Raw genomic sequence first — 16,630 nt, 5'->3', positions numbered from 1 at the left:
CTGAGCGTAAGGGCATCAACCGGCCCGAAATCCAGCCGAGTCGGCGATGTTCACCCGCGAGGGTGAGACCGCCCGCCGGGCGGGAGGAGGGGTGGGGTTTGGTGGGGGTTCTTTCTCTCCCGGGTGCTTTGAAGAAAGACCACCCGTCGCGCCGGAGTCCGCATTTCCGGGTTCCGGTGCCTGTCGGACGGTGACCTCGGCCCAGACCGTCTTGCGTGGGGGCAAATGGTGGCTTGACCTCCGAACCCAAGCACCTGCGCATCCTTGAGCTGCGGTATGGCACGATCCGGGCCCAGGCAAAGAGCAGCCACAGCGGAGGCAACGACGGCAACTCCTGCGTCGAGGTCGCCGTAACCCCCCGGCACTGTCCACGTCCGCGACTCCAAGGACATACGGCTCCCTCAGCTCACCCTCCTACCATCCGCCTGGTCGGACTTCGTGTCGTACGCGGCCGGGGGCTGAGCGCGGACGGCAGAAAGGCCGGGTCTGACCTTGGTGATCGCGGCGAAGTCGTCATCGACGTGGAGCAGGGTCAGGCGATGATGCTCGGCGGTGAGGGCGATCAGGATGTCGATCGGTGAGGGCCCTCTGTGGTGGCCGATCTGCAACAGGTCCCGCTGCACCGCGATGATCTTCGGCCATGGGTCGTCGATGACCGGCACCCAGCTGAAGGTCTGGCCGATCATGGTGAAGAAGGGTTCGTGGTCGCGGTCCGCGCGCAGGCCGGGCATCAGCTCCGATTCGACCGGCGGGCAGATGGCCACCAGGCCGCGTGCCACGCGATCGGGCCACGGCGCCCCGAGTTGGCCGCGCAGGAGCCGCCAGACGGCGGAAGTGTCGGCAAGGTAGGTCACAGCCCCGCTTGCTCCCTGGCTTCGAGTACGTCGAAGTCGAGGAAGTCCTCGGCGTTCGCCTGGAGCCAGCGCAGCGCGCGGGCTCGGTCGTCGGCGCTGATCGCCGCCGCTATGGCCAAGGCCCGGTTGATGGTGTCCCGCTTGGTCTTGGTGCCCAGCTGCTGCTGAGCGAAGGTCAGCATGTCGTCGTCGAGGTCGACCAGGGTCCTGGACATGGGGCCTCCCGCGCGAGTCGTATATACAGTCTCCGATCATATATCAAGCGGGGTCGCGGCAGGGGGGTCTGGCCGAATCCGCCGCTTCCAGGCGTTGCGCATGCTCTGTGGAATCGCCCCGCGATCACTCTTGGTACCCTGCCGCCTTCCGTAGGAACACGCTTTCGAAGAGGTGTGAATGAAGTCAGGCAGACGAACCGTCGCGGTGGCCACGCTCGTGGGGGCGCTCGGGTTCTCGGTGCTGAACGCGCCGGCGGCTCAGGCGGCGGACACCGGGATCACCGTGTCGGACATCGTCATCAACAAGGGCAAGCCGATCGTGGTCGGCACGACGAAGGAGGTGGCGCCACCGATCTCCTTCAACATCGCCCTGCCGGCGGGGCAGAGCACCGACAAGCCGTCCGGTTACACCGCTCACCCCTTCATCTACCGCGGTGACAGGAGCAAGGCCGTCGACACCGGCGACGGCTACATCGGCCCGGGTATCTACACGTGCTTCGAGGTCGACGCCAAGCACGCCCGCTGCGAGGGCGAGTTCCACATCGACCCGCACTGGAGCCGGAAGCAGGTCGACACCAACGCGGCCGCCACGACGTGGAAGACCGCCGTCGTCATGCGGCTGTGGAAGGCGAGCGGCGGCCTCAAGGCCGAGGAGTACGAGACCCGGTCCCAGACCGTGCAGCTCAAGCGCGCGGCCAGGGCCACCGTCGCCGCCACGCCGGAGACCGTGACCAAGGGCAGGAAGATCACCGTCACGGGCAAGCTCACCCGCGCGAACTGGAGCACCAAGAAGTACGGCGGCTACAGCGGCCGTACGGTCAGCCTCCAGTACCGGGCCTCGGACGCCACCTCCTTCAAGACGGTCAAGAAGGTCACGACCGGCAGCACCGGCGGCCTGAACACCACGGTCACCGCCTCGGCCGACGGCTTCTACCGCTGGGTGTACTACGGCAACTCGACGACCGACGCCGTCACCACCGCCAACGTCTACGTCGACGTCCGCTGACCTCCCGCTTCAGCGGAGCGTCGGTACCTCGCCGCCCTCGGCCCTCGTGAGCGTCACCCCCGCCAGGCCCCGCAGCCGACGGTCCGCCACCGCGGCCAGCGCCTCGGCGGCCGGCGGGGTCGGGCCGAGGCCGATGGCATAGCGGGCGGGGGCCGTGGTGAACGGGCGGGGCCAGGCGTGGCAGCCCGGCGCCAGCTCGGCGAGATCGGTGATCAGGGCCCGCATCCGGCCCCGTACCCGGCCCTCGTCCACGAGCCCGTCCGTGCCCGCGCCCGCCGTCACGACCGCCCAGGCGGCGTGGCGGCGGTGCAGTGGGGGAGGGGCCAGGACCTCGGCCCACGAGGCGCCCTCCTCCAGCGACTCCCAGGCCCGGAACAGCTCCTGGGTGATCAGGTCGCGCATGTCCGGCGTGACCTGGTCCGTGCAGGAGCGGACCGGGGCGGACGGCGTGGCGACGGTGAGGGGCCCGGCCGGGGCCCCTTCGAGGCCGCCGACCGGCTCGCGCCAGTCCCAGGCAGCCCAGGTCGCGAAGAAGTGCCGCAGGAGGCCGGAGGGCGGCAGATCTCCCGCCTCGACCGCCGTGCGGGCCGCCAGCACGGACCAGGCCAGGCCCGGCAAACCGCCGAACGGCGCCGAGTCCAGGCCCCGGGCCCGCGCCCACGCCTTGACCTGACGGGCGAGCCCCGCGAACGCCGGACCGTGGCCGCCCACCGAGGCGAGCACCGCCTCGGCGTCGCTCACCGCGCTGAGCGCGAGCGCCGCCGCCTCGCCCAGCTCGGCCCGGCGGGCCACCGCCTCCGCCGGGTCCATCGTCCCGGTGCCCACGACGGCCAGGTCCACGTCCAGGCCGTCGAGCCGCAGCCGCAGCCCGGGGACCCGCGCCCCGACCACCTCGCGCACATCCTCGGCTCCACCCAACTCCCTCCGCAGGGAACCGAGTTCGACGATGCCGGGGAGCGCCGCCACCAGGTCCAGGTCCGCACCGGGCAGCGCGCAGCCCATGCGCCGGGAACCGGCCACATGCACGACACCACCGGGGAGCGCGTCCGCGACGAGGCGCGTGACCCGGTCGACCACGCCGGCCTCGCCGCCCCCTTCGGGGGCGTGGGGCACCGCCTCCTCCGCCCAGCGCACCTCACCCGTCCCCAGGCTCACCGTTGCCCGCACCCGCATCGGCTCGTCCCCGCGCCGCGACAGCAGCGCCAGCTCGCCCACCCTGGCCGACCGGGGGGCGAGCCGGGCCGCGCACGCGGCGGCCAGGGCGTTCGGGTCGGTGGTGCGGCCCAGGCTCAGGTGCGGGGTGAAGCCCTCCTGACGGCCCCGGCAGCGCGGGAAGTGGCGTACGAGGGTGCCGTGCAGCTCGGCCCAGGGCCCCTCGCCGGCCGCCGCCGGGTCCAGCCACACCGTCGCGTCGTCCCGGTGGCCGAACCAGTGCACGCCCTCCAGCCGGATGTCGAACGGAGCCGTCACGGCCGCCCGCATCGATGTCGCGAGCACCGAGGCCGCCTCCTCGAAGGCGTGTTCCGGTACGAAGCCGAAGAGGACGTTCACATGGGGAGGCCAGCGGTGGATCTGCGGGTCGTGCGCACGCCGGATGTCCTGCAGCGGCGGCCACAGCTCCTCCGGAGGGAGCCACGCCAGAGCCGTACGGGCCGTCGGCCGGACGTCCAGCGCCGCGGGGGCGGGGTCGGCGGCGCCGGGCCCCACCTCCGCCCGTACCCCGTAGTGGTCCGAGACGAAGAGCCCGTCCGGCGAGGGCGTGTCCCCGTACAGCCCGGCCGAGCGCACGGCGAGCCCCGGCCCGCGCACCAACACCCGGTCCAGCCGGGACGCCCGGCCCGTCAGGGACGAGACCGCCGCCAGCGGGTTGGCGACCGGGTCGAAGGTCGGGGTCGCGTCGTCGGCGCCGTACGTCTCGCTCCAGGCGTCCCGCATCCCGAGCGTCACCTGGGGGGTGTCGCCGCCGTCGTTGAAGTCGCCCAGCAGGACGAGTCCGGCGTCCAGGGCCGCGAACCCCTCGGCGATCCGGGCCAGTTCGGCGGTCCGGCGGCCGGCGCCGTCGGTGGAGTGGTCGCTGCTCAGATGCGTCGCCGCGACGACGAGGGGGCGCTGCCCCGCCTCCACCACGACCGAGACCACCGCCTTGTGCGGGCCCAGCGCGTGGAACGCGGCCTCCCGCACCGGCAACCGGCTCAGCAGCAGCAGACCGCACTCCGCCACGTCCCGCCCGCGCGGGTCGGACCCCAGCGTCCACTCCGCCCGCACCCATGGCTCGCGCAGCAGCATCGTCAGCAGGGCCGCCTCGACCTCCTGCAACGCGATCACGTCGACCTCGGCGTCCCGCAGGGCGCGCAGCAGCAGTGGCCTGCGCCCGGCGCTGTCGATGAGGTCGGCGTCGTAGCGGTCCCAGAGGGTGTTCCAGGTCAGCACCCGGACGTTGTCCCCGCGGGCCGCTCCGTCGGCGCCCCGGGGGGCGCGCAGCGGCGCCCACTGTTCCCCGTCCCACGCGTGCGGCGTGCGCGCCGTGAAGAACGGCGCCCGCAGCAGACGGGACTCCCGCACGCGCCCCGCGTCCGTCGCGTCGATCCGGTCCACACCCGTCGCCCGGTCCCAGACCACCTCGCCGTCCGCCTCGACGAACAGCACCCGGTGCCACGGGATCTCGCCGCCGGGCACGAACGCGGGCAGCGGGACCCGCTTGGGCGCGGCGCCGCGCTGCAGCACGCCGAACACGAAGCGGGCCGGGTCGAAGCGCGCGTCCCAGCGCACCCGGTGGTAGATCTCCTCGCTCGTCCGCACGGTTCCTCAGACCTCTTCCTCTACGGTCCCGCTCGCCCCGACGTACCAGGTGCGGTGCGCGTCCCCCGGATAGGGCGGGGCGAAGCGGCGGAGCTGGGCGGTGAGCACCCCGGGCGGTACCGGGTGGGCGCGGCGGGAGTCGCGCCGGATCAGCTCGTCCTCCTCGACCAGGACCACGGCATGGGTGACCAGCGCGTTGCGGCGCTCCGCGACCGAGTGCACCAGCGAGCGCTGCGGGTGGGTGAGCGAGGTGGCGTCCCACACCGCCGTCCCGCCGGCGGCCAGCGCCGCGTCCAGCCGGTCGAGCCCCGCGCGCAGCACGTCCGGGTTGGCCCGCTGGTCGGCGCGCGCGCCCCACGCCTCGCGCAGCTCGTCCAGCGAGACGTACGCGTCCACGCCCGCGAGCCCCCGCGCGAAGGTGCTCTTGCCGCTGCCCGACGGCCCGACCAGCTGGATCAGTCTCGGGTAGGCCCCCGACCGCCAGCGCCAGGTCGCGGCGACGGCGCCCTCGCCGTCCGTGACGCGCCCCCGCGCGTACGCCTCGCGCGCCTCGGCCCGGCACCGGACCGCCGCGTCGGGCGACAGCCCGGCGAACGCCTCCCGCAGGACACCCTCGTCCAGCGGCCGCACCTCCTCGGCGTGCAGCGCCGACCACTCCACCAGCTCGCGCGCCGTCTCCGTCGCCGCCGTGGCGCGGGCGACCGCGTGCAGCAGCCCGAGATCGGCGGCGAGGGACAGCCGGGCCAGGCCCGTACGGCGGTCCTCGTCCGGGTACGGCCGGTGCAGCGCGGGATGCAGTCCGACGAGGTCGGCGACCCGGCGCGCGAGCGGCATGCCCACGACCCCGGCCAGCCGGGCCGCCAGCCGCGCACGGCGACCGCCGGGGCCGTGCGCGTGCAGCAGCGCGGCCAGGACGCCGGCGAGCCGGTCGTCACCGGTTTGCCCGCCGGCCGTGTCGAACCGGGCGAGGGCCTCCCGGTCCCCCTCGCCGGGCAGTCCGACCGCCTCCGCCAGCGCGTCGGGGTCGGCGTGCGCGCCGGAGCGCACCGCCCACAGCGGCGCCCGCGCCCCCAGACCGTTCTCGACGACGGCCGCGTGCATCCAGTGCGTGTCCGTCGTCACGTGCCCGGCCCGCACCCACTTCGCGACGCGGGCGCCGAACTCCTGCGCCCCGAAGCCGTCCACGACCCGGACGACGTACCCCTCCTGCCGCGCGAGGTCCGGCCGCAGCGCGCGCAGCGCCCGCTCGTCGAACGCGCCCCGCCACAGGACGCGCGGCACGGGCACGCCGAGTCCGCGCAGAAAGGCCACCGTCCGGTCCCAGTCCAGACAGCGCCCGTCCCCGTCCCACACCGAGAAGCCGTAGAACCAGCTGTCCAGGTCGTCGTAGGGGAGGGAGTGACGGGCGAACATGTTCTCGCCGCACACCCGCCAGCCCCGGGGTATCGCGTGCCCGATCCGGGCCTGGAGCGCCTTGACCCAGGTACGGGAGGGGTGGTGCGCGGAGTCCGGTGAGCGGGCGTGCAGGCCGTCGGCGTACAGCGTGGTGTTCTCGCCGTCCAGCTTCTCGGTCACGACGACCTCGCGGCCGCGCAGCCCGGACAGGTCGGTGACCCGGAGATCGTCGGCGGTGGCGCCGGGGGACCAGGGCAGATGCCGGGTCCGCGGATAGTGCGTACGCATCGTGAACGTTCCCCCGTGACAGCCGGTGTGCCTCAACGGCCGAGGTACCTGATCAGCCTAGGAGCGCGGGCGGGGGGCGGGCGAGCGGATTACCGGCGCCTTAGGGTCCGGTTATGAAGCCCAGAGCGGGCGTCGGGCTCACCTCGGTCATGGTGGCGCTGACGCTGACGACCGGCATGATCGAGGCCGTCAGCTTCCTCGTGCTCGGTCCGGTCTTCACGGCGGTGCAGACGGGCAACCTCCTCTTCCTCTCCTTCGCGCTCACCGGTGCCGCGGGTCTGTCCCCGGCCGCCGCGGGCGTCTCGTTCGCGGGGTTCACGGTCGGCGCGGTGCTCGGCTCCCGGTTCGAGTCGAGCGTGGACGCCCACGGCCGCCGCTGGTTCGTTCCCGCGCTGCTCGTCGAGGCACTGCTGCTGGGGCTCGGCGGACTGGTCGCCTGGCGCACCGGGCTCGACGTGACGGGCGGTCCGGCGGACGATCCGCACTACACCGTCGTCGCCCTGGTCGCCGTGGCCATGGGCGTACGCAACATCACCACCCTGCGGGCACGGGTCCCGGACGTCCCCACCACGGTGTCCACCCGTGCCCTGACCGCGCTGCTCAGCGGCCTGCCCCCGCACCCCGACGGCCATGTCGGGGCGGGCGCCAGGGACGAGGGCCGCCGTCTCGCCTCGGTCGCCGCGATGTTCGCCGGCGGCCTGCTGGGCGCGTGGCTGCTGCTGCGGGCAGGGGTGCACCCGGCGTTGGTCCTGCTGATCCCCGCCGCGCTGGTCCTCGCCCTGGGCGCGGGGTACTGGGCGAAGCGGCGGGGGCGTACGCCGGAGGCGCGCGGCCCGGCCGGATCGTGACGCCCCAGCGAAGTGGCTCTGGATCATGGACGCATGAGTTTCTCAGTGAGCCGTCTCGTCGGTGCGGCTCTCATAGTCGCCGGCATCACCGTCAGCCTCTGGCTGGCCCTCGGCGTACCCCAGGAATGGACCGGAGGGATGCGGTGGGCGGGGGGTGCGCTGCGGCTGACGTCCCTGGGAGTCATCGCCCTCGGAGCCTGTCTGGTGTATCCCGACCGCGCGACGGACACCCCGGGCGACGCCCCGGAGAGCGGCGATGCCGGCGCCTCGCACGGCGCCGATGCCGAGCCCTCGGACGGGCCCGACCCCTCCCGGGTTTGACCTGCGTCACTCTCGGGGTAATCTCTCCGGCTCGATTGGCGGAGCCGGTGGGCCGTATGGCAGACTAGCGGGGTTGCTCGGTCGAGTGTTGATGCTGCGCGCCTCCCGCCGGGAGGACCGGAAGCGAGTCCCACAGTACTCGTCGCCCCAACTGCCTTACGGCAGCGCTGGAGCGGACGTACGGGAATCTTTCGGGAAGTGTCAGTGCGGCGCCGGCCAGGCACCCGGTGGGCTTCTGCCCCCGGCCCACGGCTGTAGGTAGGGCCGTGTTTCCCGGACAGGGGATGCTCGGACAAGGGGCATCTGTGTCAGCGGAAGCGCGACACGCCCGACCGCGTGGGTCGGCGGAGCGGGTGACGGAACACCGGGTTCCAGAGCGTTAAACGAGACAAAGGACTACTGAGTAGCCATGGCGGGACAGAAGATCCGCATCCGGCTCAAGGCCTACGACCACGAGGTCATCGACTCCTCGGCGAAGAAGATCGTCGAGACGGTGACCCGCACTGGTGCGTCGGTCGCGGGCCCGGTGCCGCTGCCCACTGAGAAGAACGTGTACTGCGTCATCAAGTCGCCGCACAAGTACAAGGACTCGCGCGAGCACTTCGAGATGCGCACGCACAAGCGCCTGATCGACATCCTCGACCCGACGCCCAAGACCGTTGACTCTCTGATGCGACTCGACCTCCCGGCCGGTGTCGACATCGAGATCAAGCTCTGAGGGTCGGTGATCTGAGAATGGCTAAGCAGATCAAGGGAATCCTGGGCGAGAAGCTCGGCATGACGCAGGTGTGGGACGAGAACAACCGTGTTGTTCCGGTCACCGTCGTCAAGGCCGGCCCCAACGTCGTGACCCAGGTCCGTACGAACGATGTCGACGGCTACGAGTCGGTCCAGATCGCCTTCGGCGAGATCGACCCGCGCAAGGTGAACAAGCCCCTCAAGGGCCACTTCGCCAAGGCCGACGTCACTCCCCGCCGCCACCTCGTCGAGATCCGTACCGCTGACGCCAGCGAGTACACCCTCGGCCAGGAGATCACCGCCGAGGTGTTCGAGGCCGGCATCAAGGTCGACGTGACCGGCAAGAGCAAGGGCAAGGGCTTCGCCGGTGTCATGAAGCGTCACAACTTCAAGGGCCTCGGCGCCGGTCACGGCACCCAGCGCAAGCACCGCTCCCCCGGCTCCATCGGTGGCTGCGCCACCCCGGGCCGTGTGTTCAAGGGCCTCCGCATGGCGGGCCGCATGGGCAACGAGCGGGTCACCACCCAGAACCTGACCGTCCACGCCGTTGACGCGGAGAAGGGTCTGCTGCTCATCAAGGGCGCCGTCCCCGGTCCGAACGGCGGCCTCGTCCTGGTCCGCACCGCGGCCAAGGGGGCCTGAGGTACCGATGAGCACTGTTGACATCCTTTCGCCTGCCGGCGAGAAGACCGGAAGCGTCGAGCTCCCCGCGGAGATCTTCGGCGTGGAGAAGGTCAGCATCCCGCTGATCCACCAGGTCGTCGTCGCGCAGAACGCGGCTGCCCGTCAGGGCACGCACAAGACCAAGACCCGCGGCGAAGTCCGTGGTGGCGGTAAGAAGCCTTACCGGCAGAAGGGCACCGGCCGCGCCCGTCAGGGCTCGACCCGCGCGCCCCAGTTCGCCGGTGGTGGCGTCGTCCACGGCCCGCAGCCGCGTGACTACTCGCAGCGGACCCCGAAGAAGATGAAGGCCGCGGCCCTGCGCCACGCCCTCACCGACCGGGCCCGTCACAACCGCATCCACGTCGTCTCCGGCGTGATCGAGGGCGAGAACCCCTCCACCAAGGCCGCCAAGTCGCTGTTCGGCAAGATCTCGGAGCGCAAGAACCTGCTCCTGGTCGTCGAGCGCGCCGACGAGGCCGCGTGGCTCTCCGCCCGCAACCTGCCCCAGGTGCACATCCTGGAGCCGGGCCAGCTGAACACGTACGACGTGATCGTCTCCGACGATGTGGTCTTCACCCAGGGCGCCCTGGAGTCCTTCGTGTCCGGCCCGAACAAGGCCAACGACACCGAAGGGACTGAAGGCTGATGGCTATCCGTCACCCCTCCATCGCCTCCAAGGCGGCCAAGGCGGCCAAGGCCGCGCGCGTCGCCAAGGCGAAGCGCCACGCCACCGAGGGCAAGAACACCGTCGTCACCGCGCCCAGCAAGGCGTTCACGGACCCCCGTGACGTGCTGCTGAAGCCGGTCGTGTCGGAGAAGAGCTACGCGCTGCTCGACGAGGGCAAGTACACCTTCATCGTCGCGCCCGGCGCCAACAAGACCCAGATCAAGCAGGCCGTCCAGGCGGTCTTCTCGGTCAAGGTCACCGGGGTCAACACGATCAACCGCCAGGGCAAGCGCAAGCGGACCCGCACGGGCTTCGGCAAGCGTGCCGACAGCAAGCGCGCGATCGTGACCCTTGCCGAGGGCGACCGTATCGACATCTTCGGCGGTCCGACCGCGTAAGCGGGTCGGATCGTCCGATATCGGACGAGGACTGAGAAATGGGAATCCGCAAGTACAAGCCGACTACGCCGGGCCGTCGTGGTTCCAGCGTCGCCGACTTCGTCGAGATCACGCGGTCCACGCCGGAGAAGTCGCTGGTCCGCCCGCTGCACAGCAAGGGCGGCCGTAACAACGCCGGTCGTGTGACCGTTCGCCACCAGGGTGGCGGACACAAGCGCGCCTACCGTGTCATCGACTTCCGTCGTCACGACAAGGACGGCGTGCCGGCGAAGGTCGCGCACATCGAGTACGACCCCAACCGCACCGCGCGCATCGCGCTGCTGCACTACGCGGACGGCGAGAAGCGCTACATCCTCGCCCCGCGCAACCTGCAGCAGGGCGACCGGGTGGAGAACGGTCCCGGGGCCGACATCAAGCCGGGCAACAACCTGGCGCTCCGCAACATCCCGGTCGGTACCACGATCCACGCGATCGAGCTCCGTCCCGGTGGCGGCGCCAAGTTCGCCCGCTCCGCCGGTGCCTCCGTGCAGCTGCTCGCGAAGGAGGGCGCCTACGCCCACCTCCGCATGCCGTCCGGTGAGATCCGTCTGGTCGACGTGCGCTGCCGCGCCACCGTCGGCGAGGTCGGCAACGCCGAGCAGAGCAACATCAACTGGGGCAAGGCCGGCCGCAAGCGCTGGCTGGGCGTCCGCCCGACCGTCCGCGGTGTGGCGATGAACCCGGTTGACCACCCCCACGGTGGTGGTGAGGGCAAGACCTCCGGTGGTCGCCACCCGGTCAGCCCCTGGGGTCAGAAGGAGGGTCGTACTCGTTCGCCGAAGAAGGCTTCGAACAAGTACATCGTCCGCCGCCGCAAGACGAACAAGAAGCGCTAGGAGCGGGTTTAGATGCCGCGCAGTCTCAAGAAGGGGCCCTTCGTCGACGGACACCTCATCAAGAAGGTGGACGCCCAGAACGAAGCCGGCACCAAGAACGTCATCAAGACCTGGTCCCGTCGCTCGATGATCATCCCGGCCATGCTCGGCCACACGATCGCGGTGCACAACGGCAAGACCCACATTCCGGTGTTCGTCACCGAGTCGATGGTCGGCCACAAGCTCGGCGAGTTCTCGCCGACGCGCACCTTCCGGGGTCACGTCAAGGACGACCGGAAGTCGAAGCGCCGCTAACAGCGGGGTGGAATGACCATGACAGACACTGGAAGGACAACCATGGAAGCCAGGGCCCAGGCGCGGTACATCCGCGTCACGCCCATGAAGGCCCGCCGCGTGGTGGACCTCATCCGTGGCCTCGACGCCACGGAGGCTCAGGCGGTCCTGCGTTTCGCCCCGCAGGCCGCGAGCGTGCCGGTCGGCAAGGTGCTGGACAGCGCCATTGCCAACGCCGCGCACAACTACGACCACACGGACGCCTCCTCGCTGTTCATCAGCGAGGCGTACGTCGACGAGGGCCCGACCCTGAAGCGGTTCCGTCCGCGTGCCCAGGGCCGTGCCTACCGGATCCGCAAGCGGACCAGCCACATCACCGTGGTCGTCAGCAGCAAGGAAGGAACCCGGTAATGGGCCAGAAGGTAAACCCGCATGGGTTCCGGCTCGGTGTCACGACCGACTTCAAGTCGCGTTGGTACGCCGACAAGCTGTACAAGGACTACGTCAAGGAAGACGTCGCCATCCGTCGGATGATGACGTCCGGCATGGAGCGCGCCGGCATCTCGAAGGTGGAGATCGAGCGCACCCGTGACCGCGTCCGCGTCGACATCCACACCGCGCGTCCGGGCATCGTCATCGGCCGCCGCGGCGCCGAGGCCGACCGTATCCGCGGCGACCTGGAGAAGCTGACCGGCAAGCAGGTCCAGCTGAACATCCTCGAGGTCAAGAACCCGGAGACGGACGCTCAGCTGGTGGCCCAGGCCGTCGCCGAGCAGCTCTCCTCCCGCGTCTCCTTCCGCCGCGCCATGCGTAAGAGCATGCAGTCGGCGATGAAGGCCGGCGCCAAGGGCATCAAGATCCAGTGCGGTGGCCGCCTCGGTGGCGCCGAGATGTCCCGCTCGGAGTTCTACCGCGAGGGCCGTGTGCCCCTGCACACGCTCCGCGCGAACGTGGACTACGGCTTCTTCGAGGCCAAGACGACCTTCGGCCGCATCGGTGTGAAGGTCTGGATCTACAAGGGCGACGTCAAGAACATCGCCGAGGTCCGCGCCGAGAACGCCGCTGCCCGCGCCGGCAACCGCCCGGCCCGTGGTGGCGCTGACCGCCCCGCCGGCCGTGGTGGCCGCGGTGGCGAGCGTGGCGGTCGCGGTCGTAAGCCGCAGCAGGCTGCCGGCGCCGAGGCCCCCAAGGCCGAGGCTCCCGCTGCCGCCGCTCCGGCTGAGAGCACCGGAACGGAGGCCTGAGGGACATGCTGATCCCCCGTAGGGTCAAGCACCGCAAGCAGCACCACCCGAAGCGTCGTGGCCAGGCCAAGGGCGGGACGACGGTCGCGTTCGGCGAGTACGGCATCCAGGCCCTCACGCCGGCGTACGTGACCAACCGTCAGATCGAGGCGGCCCGTATCGCCATGACCCGCCACATCAAGCGTGGCGGCAAGGTCTGGATCAACATCTACCCGGACCGCCCGCTCACGAAGAAGCCCGCCGAGACCCGCATGGGTTCCGGTAAGGGTTCGCCGGAGTGGTGGATCGCGAACGTGCACCCGGGCCGGGTCATGTTCGAACTGTCCTACCCGAACGAGAAGATCGCCCGTGAGGCCCTGACTCGCGCCGCCCACAAGCTGCCGATGAAGTGCCGGATCGTCAAGCGCGAGGCAGGTGAAGCGTGATGTCGGCCGGTACCAAGGCGTCCGAGCTGCGCGAGCTGGGCAACGAGGAGCTGCTGAACAAGCTCCGCGAGGCCAAGGAAGAACTGTTCAACCTCCGCTTCCAGGCGGCGACCGGACAGCTCGAGAACCACGGCCGTCTGAAGGCGGTCCGCAAGGACATCGCGCGGATCTACACCCTGATGCGCGAGCGTGAGCTGGGCATCGAAACGGTGGAGAACGCCTGATGAGCGAGAACAACGTGACTGAGACGAACACCGAGGCGCGCGGATTCCGCAAGACCCGTGAGGGCATCGTCGTCAGCGACAAGATGGACAAGACCGTCGTCGTCGCCGTCGAGGACCGCAAGAAGCACGCCCTGTACGGCAAGGTCATCCGCAGCACGAGCAAGCTCAAGGCGCACGACGAGCAGAACGCCGCCGGCGTCGGCGACCGTGTCCTCCTCATGGAGACCCGGCCGCTGTCCGCCACGAAGCACTGGCGTGTCGTCGAGATCCTCGAGAAGGCCAAGTAATTTCCTGCGGGGCATTCCTCGCAGGACAGTTCCGCCAGGCTCCGGGGGCCGTTCCTGAACGGCCCCCGGGGAACCGGCAGACAATCAGGAGATAGACGTGATCCAGCAGGAGTCGCGACTGCGTGTCGCCGACAACACTGGTGCGAAGGAGATCCTTTGCATCCGTGTGCTCGGTGGCTCCGGTCGCCGCTACGCGGGCATCGGTGACGTCATCGTCGCCACCGTCAAGGACGCGATCCCCGGCGGCAACGTGAAGAAGGGTGACGTCATCAAGGCGGTCATCGTTCGCACCGTCAAGGAGCGCCGCCGTCCGGACGGCTCGTACATCCGCTTCGACGAGAACGCCGCCGTCATTCTCAAGAACGACGGCGACCCTCGTGGCACCCGTATCTTCGGCCCGGTCGGCCGGGAGCTGCGCGAGAAGAAGTTCATGAAGATCATCTCGCTCGCGCCGGAGGTGCTGTAAGCATGAAGATCAAGAAGGGCGACCTGGTCCAGGTCATCACCGGTAAGGACAAGGGCAAGCAGGGCAAGGTCATCGCGGCCTTCCCCCGCGAGGACCGCGTCCTGGTCGAGGGTGTCAACCGGGTCAAGAAGCACACCAAGGCCGGCCCGACCGCCAAGGGTTCGCAGGCCGGTGGCATCGTCACCGTCGAGGCGCCGATCCACGTCTCCAACGTCCAGCTGGTCGTGGAGAAGGACGGCAAGAAGGTCGTCACGCGTGTCGGCTACCGCTTCGACGACGAGGGCAACAAGGTTCGCGTTGCCAAGCGGACGGGTGAGGACATCTGATGGCTACCACCACGACTCCGCGTCTCAAGACGAAGTACCGCGAGGAGATCGCGGGCAAGCTGCGTGACGAGTTCAAGTACGAGAACGTCATGCAGATCCCCGGCCTCGTCAAGATCGTGGTCAACATGGGTGTGGGCGACGCCGCCCGCGACTCCAAGCTGATCGAGGGCGCCATCCGCGACCTCACCACGATCACCGGGCAGAAGCCGGCCGTCACCAAGGCCCGCAAGTCCATCGCGCAGTTCAAGCTGCGTGAGGGCCAGCCGATCGGTGCCCACGTCACGCTCCGTGGCGACCGCATGTGGGAGTTCCTGGACCGCACCCTGTCGCTCGCGCTCCCGCGCATCCGCGACTTCCGTGGTCTGTCCCCCAAGCAGTTCGACGGCCGTGGCAACTACACCTTCGGTCTCACCGAGCAGGTCATGTTCCACGAGATCGACCAGGACAAGATCGACCGTACCCGGGGTATGGACATCACCGTGGTGACCACGGCGACCAACGACGCTGAGGGCCGCGCCCTCCTTCGTCACCTCGGCTTCCCCTTCAAGGAGGCGTGAGCGAGATGGCGAAGAAGGCTCTGATCGCGAAGGCTGCTCGCAAGCCCAAGTTCGGCGTGCGTGGCTACACGCGCTGCCAGCGCTGCGGCCGTCCCCACTCCGTGTACCGCAAGTTCGGCCTGTGCCGCGTGTGCCTTCGTGAGATGGCTCACCGTGGCGAGCTGCCGGGCGTGACCAAGAGCTCCTGGTAGTCCCTGCTTTTCAGGGATTCCCGAAGCTCTCGGTAAGCACTGGGCGTGTCAGGCGCCCACCCTTCCATGGCTTAGGCTTGGAGGGTTGGGCGCCTGACGGTAGCCCGTACGACTTACTACGCCGTAGGTCCCCGCACCGCACCCGTCCCGCCACCGAGTGGGGAGAGGGATGGCGCATACAGGAAACCCCGGCGAGAGAGGCCGAAGGCCAATTCATGACCATGACTGATCCGATCGCAGACATGCTTACGCGTCTGCGGAACGCGAACTCGGCATACCACGACTCCGTGACGATGCCGGCATCGAAGATCAAGTCTCACATCGCGGAGATCCTCCAGCAGGAGGGCTTCATCACGGGCTGGAAGGTCGAGGACGCCGAGGTCGGCAAGAACCTCGTCCTGGAGCTGAAGTTCGGCCCCAACCGTGAGCGCTCCATCGCGGGCATCAAGCGGATCTCCAAGCCCGGTCTCCGGGTTTACGCGAAGTCCACCTCCCTGCCCAAGGTGCTGGGCGGCCTCGGCGTGGCGATCATCTCCACGTCCCACGGGCTCCTCACCGACAAGCAGGCCGGCAAGAAGGGCGTAGGCGGAGAAGTCCTCGCCTACGTCTGGTAGCGGAAAGGAATCGGAGGAAAAAGCTATGTCGCGTATTGGCAAGCTCCCCATCACGGTTCCCGCCGGCGTGGACGTCACCATCGACGGCCAGACGGTCTCGGTCAAGGGCCCCAAGGGCACGCTGACCCACACCGTCGTTGCGCCGATCGAGATCGCCAAGGGTGAGGACGGCGTTCTGAACGTCACCCGCCCCAACGACGAGCGTCAGAGCAAGGCCCTGCACGGCCTGTCCCGCACGCTGGTGGCGAACATGATCACCGGCGTGACCCAGGGTTACGTGAAGAAGCTCGAAATCAGCGGTGTCGGTTACCGCGTGCAGGCCAAGGGCTCGAACCTCGAGTTCGCGCTCGGCTACAGCCACCCGATCACCGTCGAGGCGCCCGAGGGCATCACCTTCAAGGTGGAGAACCCCACCCGGTTCTCGGTCGAGGGCATCGACAAGCAGAAGGTCGGCGAGGTTGCGGCCAACATCCGCAAGCTGCGCAAGCCCGACCCGTACAAGGCCAAGGGCGTCAAGTACGAGGGCGAAGTCATCCGCCGCAAGGTCGGAAAGGCGGGTAAGTAAGCCATGGCATACGGTACGAAGATCGCTAAGGGCGACGCTTACAAGCGTGCAGCCATCAAGCGGCGCCACATCCGGATCCGTAAGAAGGTCAACGGTACGGCTGAGCGTCCCCGCCTGGTCGTGACCCGCTCGAACCGCCACATCGTGGCCCAGGTGATCGACGACCTCAAGGGTCACACCCTTGCGTCGGCGTCCACCCTGGACTCCTCGATCCGTGGCGCGTCGGAGGACAAGTCGGCGCAGGCCGGCAAGGTCGGCGCCCTGGTCGCCGAGCGTGCCAAGGCCGCCGGTGTCGAGGCCGTCGTGTTCGACCGTGGTGGTAACCGGTACGCGGGTCGCATCGCGGCCCTGGCCGACGCCGCCCGCGAGGCCGGGCTCAAGTTCTGAGCTC

The 16,630-nt window shown here is 69.8% G+C and carries 25 protein-coding genes and 1 pseudogene; 22 read left to right on the top strand and 4 right to left on the bottom strand.

Features of this window, described 5'->3' with window-relative positions:
* Positions 1-284: 284 nt before the first annotated feature.
* Positions 285-462, top strand: a pseudogene (locus tag PYR72_RS19855) (DUF397 domain-containing protein).
* On the opposite strand, the gene PYR72_RS19850 reads toward PYR72_RS19855, so the two are convergent.
* Both PYR72_RS19850 and PYR72_RS19845 read right to left on the bottom strand, forming a co-directional pair.
* A complete protein-coding gene (locus PYR72_RS19850; protein WP_275456569.1) occupies positions 402-854 on the bottom strand; it encodes a PIN domain nuclease in 453 nt (150 codons plus the stop codon). The pseudogene PYR72_RS19855 and the gene PYR72_RS19850 sit on opposite strands and share 61 nt — an antisense overlap.
* Positions 851-1,069: a DUF2191 domain-containing protein gene (locus tag PYR72_RS19845; protein ID WP_275456568.1), complete on the bottom strand. Its 219-nt coding sequence runs from the start codon at positions 1,067-1,069 to the stop codon at positions 851-853. Before PYR72_RS19845 ends, PYR72_RS19850 begins: the two co-directional genes overlap by 4 nt.
* A gap of 178 nt (positions 1,070-1,247) precedes the next feature.
* Between PYR72_RS19845 and PYR72_RS19840 the strand changes: the two genes are divergently transcribed.
* A complete protein-coding gene (locus PYR72_RS19840) occupies positions 1,248-2,075 on the top strand; it encodes a hypothetical protein (protein WP_275456567.1) in 828 nt (275 codons plus the stop codon).
* Between the two features lie 9 nt (positions 2,076-2,084).
* Here the strand turns inward: PYR72_RS19840 and PYR72_RS19835 are convergent, their stop codons facing one another.
* Positions 2,085-4,874 (bottom strand): poly(A) polymerase, encoded by a 2,790-nt coding sequence (locus PYR72_RS19835; protein ID WP_275456566.1) that lies wholly within the window; start codon positions 4,872-4,874, stop codon positions 2,085-2,087.
* Positions 4,875-4,880: 6 nt separating this feature from the next.
* Positions 4,881-6,557: an RNA ligase family protein gene (locus tag PYR72_RS19830; RefSeq protein WP_275456565.1), complete on the bottom strand. Its 1,677-nt coding sequence runs from the start codon at positions 6,555-6,557 to the stop codon at positions 4,881-4,883.
* 113 nt (positions 6,558-6,670) lie between these two features.
* Here PYR72_RS19830 and PYR72_RS19825 point away from each other — a divergent pair, with 113 nt between their 5' ends.
* The 20 genes from PYR72_RS19825 (at position 6,671) to rplR (ending at position 16,626) form a co-directional block, all read left to right on the top strand.
* Entirely contained in the window at positions 6,671-7,405 is a 735-nt protein-coding gene (locus PYR72_RS19825; protein WP_275456564.1) for a YoaK family protein, read from the top strand.
* Between the two features lie 33 nt (positions 7,406-7,438).
* Positions 7,439-7,726, top strand: coding sequence for a hypothetical protein (locus PYR72_RS19820; protein WP_275456563.1), 288 nt, complete (start codon positions 7,439-7,441; stop codon positions 7,724-7,726).
* A gap of 409 nt (positions 7,727-8,135) precedes the next feature.
* Positions 8,136-8,444: a 30S ribosomal protein S10 gene (gene rpsJ, locus PYR72_RS19815; RefSeq protein ID WP_003948644.1), complete on the top strand. Its 309-nt coding sequence runs from the start codon at positions 8,136-8,138 to the stop codon at positions 8,442-8,444.
* A gap of 17 nt (positions 8,445-8,461) precedes the next feature.
* On the top strand, positions 8,462-9,106 hold the full coding sequence (rplC, locus tag PYR72_RS19810) for a 50S ribosomal protein L3 (protein WP_020135811.1): 645 nt from the start codon (positions 8,462-8,464) through the stop codon (positions 9,104-9,106).
* 7 nt (positions 9,107-9,113) lie between these two features.
* Complete coding sequence (gene rplD, locus PYR72_RS19805; RefSeq protein WP_013001417.1) at positions 9,114-9,773, top strand: 50S ribosomal protein L4; 660 nt, start codon at positions 9,114-9,116, stop codon at positions 9,771-9,773.
* The gene (gene rplW / locus PYR72_RS19800) at positions 9,773-10,192 is read left to right on the top strand and encodes a 50S ribosomal protein L23 (protein ID WP_275456562.1); all 420 of its coding nucleotides are present in this window, start codon (positions 9,773-9,775) and stop codon (positions 10,190-10,192) included. Before rplD ends, rplW begins: the two co-directional genes overlap by 1 nt.
* A 38-nt stretch (positions 10,193-10,230) precedes the next feature.
* Positions 10,231-11,067: a 50S ribosomal protein L2 gene (rplB, locus tag PYR72_RS19795; protein ID WP_055517283.1), complete on the top strand. Its 837-nt coding sequence runs from the start codon at positions 10,231-10,233 to the stop codon at positions 11,065-11,067.
* A 12-nt stretch (positions 11,068-11,079) separates the two neighbouring features.
* On the top strand, positions 11,080-11,361 hold the full coding sequence (rpsS, locus tag PYR72_RS19790; protein ID WP_275456561.1) for a 30S ribosomal protein S19: 282 nt from the start codon (positions 11,080-11,082) through the stop codon (positions 11,359-11,361).
* A 42-nt stretch (positions 11,362-11,403) separates the two neighbouring features.
* Positions 11,404-11,751 (top strand): 50S ribosomal protein L22, encoded by a 348-nt coding sequence (rplV, locus tag PYR72_RS19785; protein ID WP_184904641.1) that lies wholly within the window; start codon positions 11,404-11,406, stop codon positions 11,749-11,751.
* Positions 11,751-12,584: a 30S ribosomal protein S3 gene (gene rpsC, locus PYR72_RS19780; protein WP_013001414.1), complete on the top strand. Its 834-nt coding sequence runs from the start codon at positions 11,751-11,753 to the stop codon at positions 12,582-12,584. The genes rplV and rpsC overlap by 1 nt, the downstream gene beginning before the upstream one ends.
* Positions 12,585-12,589: 5 nt before the next feature.
* Positions 12,590-13,009, top strand: a complete 420-nt coding sequence (gene rplP, locus PYR72_RS19775) for a 50S ribosomal protein L16 (protein WP_004927269.1) — start codon at positions 12,590-12,592, stop codon at positions 13,007-13,009.
* Entirely contained in the window at positions 13,009-13,233 is a 225-nt protein-coding gene (rpmC, locus tag PYR72_RS19770) for a 50S ribosomal protein L29 (protein WP_059079052.1), read from the top strand. The genes rplP and rpmC overlap by 1 nt, the downstream gene beginning before the upstream one ends.
* A complete protein-coding gene (gene rpsQ / locus PYR72_RS19765) occupies positions 13,233-13,520 on the top strand; it encodes a 30S ribosomal protein S17 (protein ID WP_006130775.1) in 288 nt (95 codons plus the stop codon). Before rpmC ends, rpsQ begins: the two co-directional genes overlap by 1 nt.
* 97 nt (positions 13,521-13,617) lie before the next feature.
* A complete protein-coding gene (rplN, locus tag PYR72_RS19760) occupies positions 13,618-13,986 on the top strand; it encodes a 50S ribosomal protein L14 (protein WP_003992364.1) in 369 nt (122 codons plus the stop codon).
* Between the two features lie 2 nt (positions 13,987-13,988).
* Positions 13,989-14,312, top strand: a complete 324-nt coding sequence (gene rplX, locus PYR72_RS19755) for a 50S ribosomal protein L24 (protein WP_013001412.1) — start codon at positions 13,989-13,991, stop codon at positions 14,310-14,312.
* A complete protein-coding gene (gene rplE, locus PYR72_RS19750) occupies positions 14,312-14,869 on the top strand; it encodes a 50S ribosomal protein L5 (RefSeq protein WP_020135807.1) in 558 nt (185 codons plus the stop codon). The genes rplX and rplE overlap by 1 nt, the downstream gene beginning before the upstream one ends.
* A 5-nt stretch (positions 14,870-14,874) precedes the next feature.
* Positions 14,875-15,060, top strand: coding sequence for a type Z 30S ribosomal protein S14 (locus tag PYR72_RS19745; RefSeq protein ID WP_003948630.1), 186 nt, complete (start codon positions 14,875-14,877; stop codon positions 15,058-15,060).
* A 215-nt stretch (positions 15,061-15,275) separates the two neighbouring features.
* Entirely contained in the window at positions 15,276-15,674 is a 399-nt protein-coding gene (rpsH, locus tag PYR72_RS19740) for a 30S ribosomal protein S8 (RefSeq protein ID WP_013001411.1), read from the top strand.
* 25 nt (positions 15,675-15,699) lie between these two features.
* The gene (gene rplF, locus PYR72_RS19735; RefSeq protein ID WP_033528347.1) at positions 15,700-16,239 is read left to right on the top strand and encodes a 50S ribosomal protein L6; all 540 of its coding nucleotides are present in this window, start codon (positions 15,700-15,702) and stop codon (positions 16,237-16,239) included.
* A gap of 3 nt (positions 16,240-16,242) precedes the next feature.
* Complete coding sequence (gene rplR, locus PYR72_RS19730) at positions 16,243-16,626, top strand: 50S ribosomal protein L18 (RefSeq protein WP_005481210.1); 384 nt, start codon at positions 16,243-16,245, stop codon at positions 16,624-16,626.
* Positions 16,627-16,630 lie beyond the last annotated feature (4 nt).

The sequence above is a fragment of the Streptomyces sp. VNUA24 genome, from assembly GCF_029167005.1.
In the GTDB taxonomy this organism is placed as follows: domain Bacteria; phylum Actinomycetota; class Actinomycetes; order Streptomycetales; family Streptomycetaceae; genus Streptomyces; species Streptomyces scabiei.
Note: the sequence above shows the minus strand (reverse complement) of the source record. Positions and strands in the feature narration are given on the sequence as shown.

Coding starts and splice junctions, on each gene's coding strand:
- PYR72_RS19845 (WP_275456568.1), bottom strand. CDS start 1,069: ATGTCCAGGACCCTGGTCGACCTCGACGACGACATGCTGACCTTCGCT.
- PYR72_RS19745 (WP_003948630.1), top strand. CDS start 14,875: ATGGCGAAGAAGGCTCTGATCGCGAAGGCTGCTCGCAAGCCCAAGTTC.
- rplD (WP_013001417.1), top strand. CDS start 9,114: ATGAGCACTGTTGACATCCTTTCGCCTGCCGGCGAGAAGACCGGAAGC.
- rplR (WP_005481210.1), top strand. CDS start 16,243: ATGGCATACGGTACGAAGATCGCTAAGGGCGACGCTTACAAGCGTGCA.
- rplV (WP_184904641.1), top strand. CDS start 11,404: ATGGAAGCCAGGGCCCAGGCGCGGTACATCCGCGTCACGCCCATGAAG.
- rplC (WP_020135811.1), top strand. CDS start 8,462: ATGGCTAAGCAGATCAAGGGAATCCTGGGCGAGAAGCTCGGCATGACG.
- rpsS (WP_275456561.1), top strand. CDS start 11,080: ATGCCGCGCAGTCTCAAGAAGGGGCCCTTCGTCGACGGACACCTCATC.
- rpmC (WP_059079052.1), top strand. CDS start 13,009: ATGTCGGCCGGTACCAAGGCGTCCGAGCTGCGCGAGCTGGGCAACGAG.
- PYR72_RS19840 (WP_275456567.1), top strand. CDS start 1,248: ATGAAGTCAGGCAGACGAACCGTCGCGGTGGCCACGCTCGTGGGGGCG.
- rplB (WP_055517283.1), top strand. CDS start 10,231: ATGGGAATCCGCAAGTACAAGCCGACTACGCCGGGCCGTCGTGGTTCC.
- PYR72_RS19825 (WP_275456564.1), top strand. CDS start 6,671: ATGAAGCCCAGAGCGGGCGTCGGGCTCACCTCGGTCATGGTGGCGCTG.
- PYR72_RS19820 (WP_275456563.1), top strand. CDS start 7,439: ATGAGTTTCTCAGTGAGCCGTCTCGTCGGTGCGGCTCTCATAGTCGCC.
- rpsJ (WP_003948644.1), top strand. CDS start 8,136: ATGGCGGGACAGAAGATCCGCATCCGGCTCAAGGCCTACGACCACGAG.
- rpsC (WP_013001414.1), top strand. CDS start 11,751: ATGGGCCAGAAGGTAAACCCGCATGGGTTCCGGCTCGGTGTCACGACC.
- rplP (WP_004927269.1), top strand. CDS start 12,590: ATGCTGATCCCCCGTAGGGTCAAGCACCGCAAGCAGCACCACCCGAAG.
- rplW (WP_275456562.1), top strand. CDS start 9,773: ATGGCTATCCGTCACCCCTCCATCGCCTCCAAGGCGGCCAAGGCGGCC.
- rplE (WP_020135807.1), top strand. CDS start 14,312: ATGGCTACCACCACGACTCCGCGTCTCAAGACGAAGTACCGCGAGGAG.
- rplF (WP_033528347.1), top strand. CDS start 15,700: ATGTCGCGTATTGGCAAGCTCCCCATCACGGTTCCCGCCGGCGTGGAC.
- rpsQ (WP_006130775.1), top strand. CDS start 13,233: ATGAGCGAGAACAACGTGACTGAGACGAACACCGAGGCGCGCGGATTC.
- rpsH (WP_013001411.1), top strand. CDS start 15,276: ATGACCATGACTGATCCGATCGCAGACATGCTTACGCGTCTGCGGAAC.
- rplX (WP_013001412.1), top strand. CDS start 13,989: ATGAAGATCAAGAAGGGCGACCTGGTCCAGGTCATCACCGGTAAGGAC.
- PYR72_RS19830 (WP_275456565.1), bottom strand. CDS start 6,557: ATGCGTACGCACTATCCGCGGACCCGGCATCTGCCCTGGTCCCCCGGC.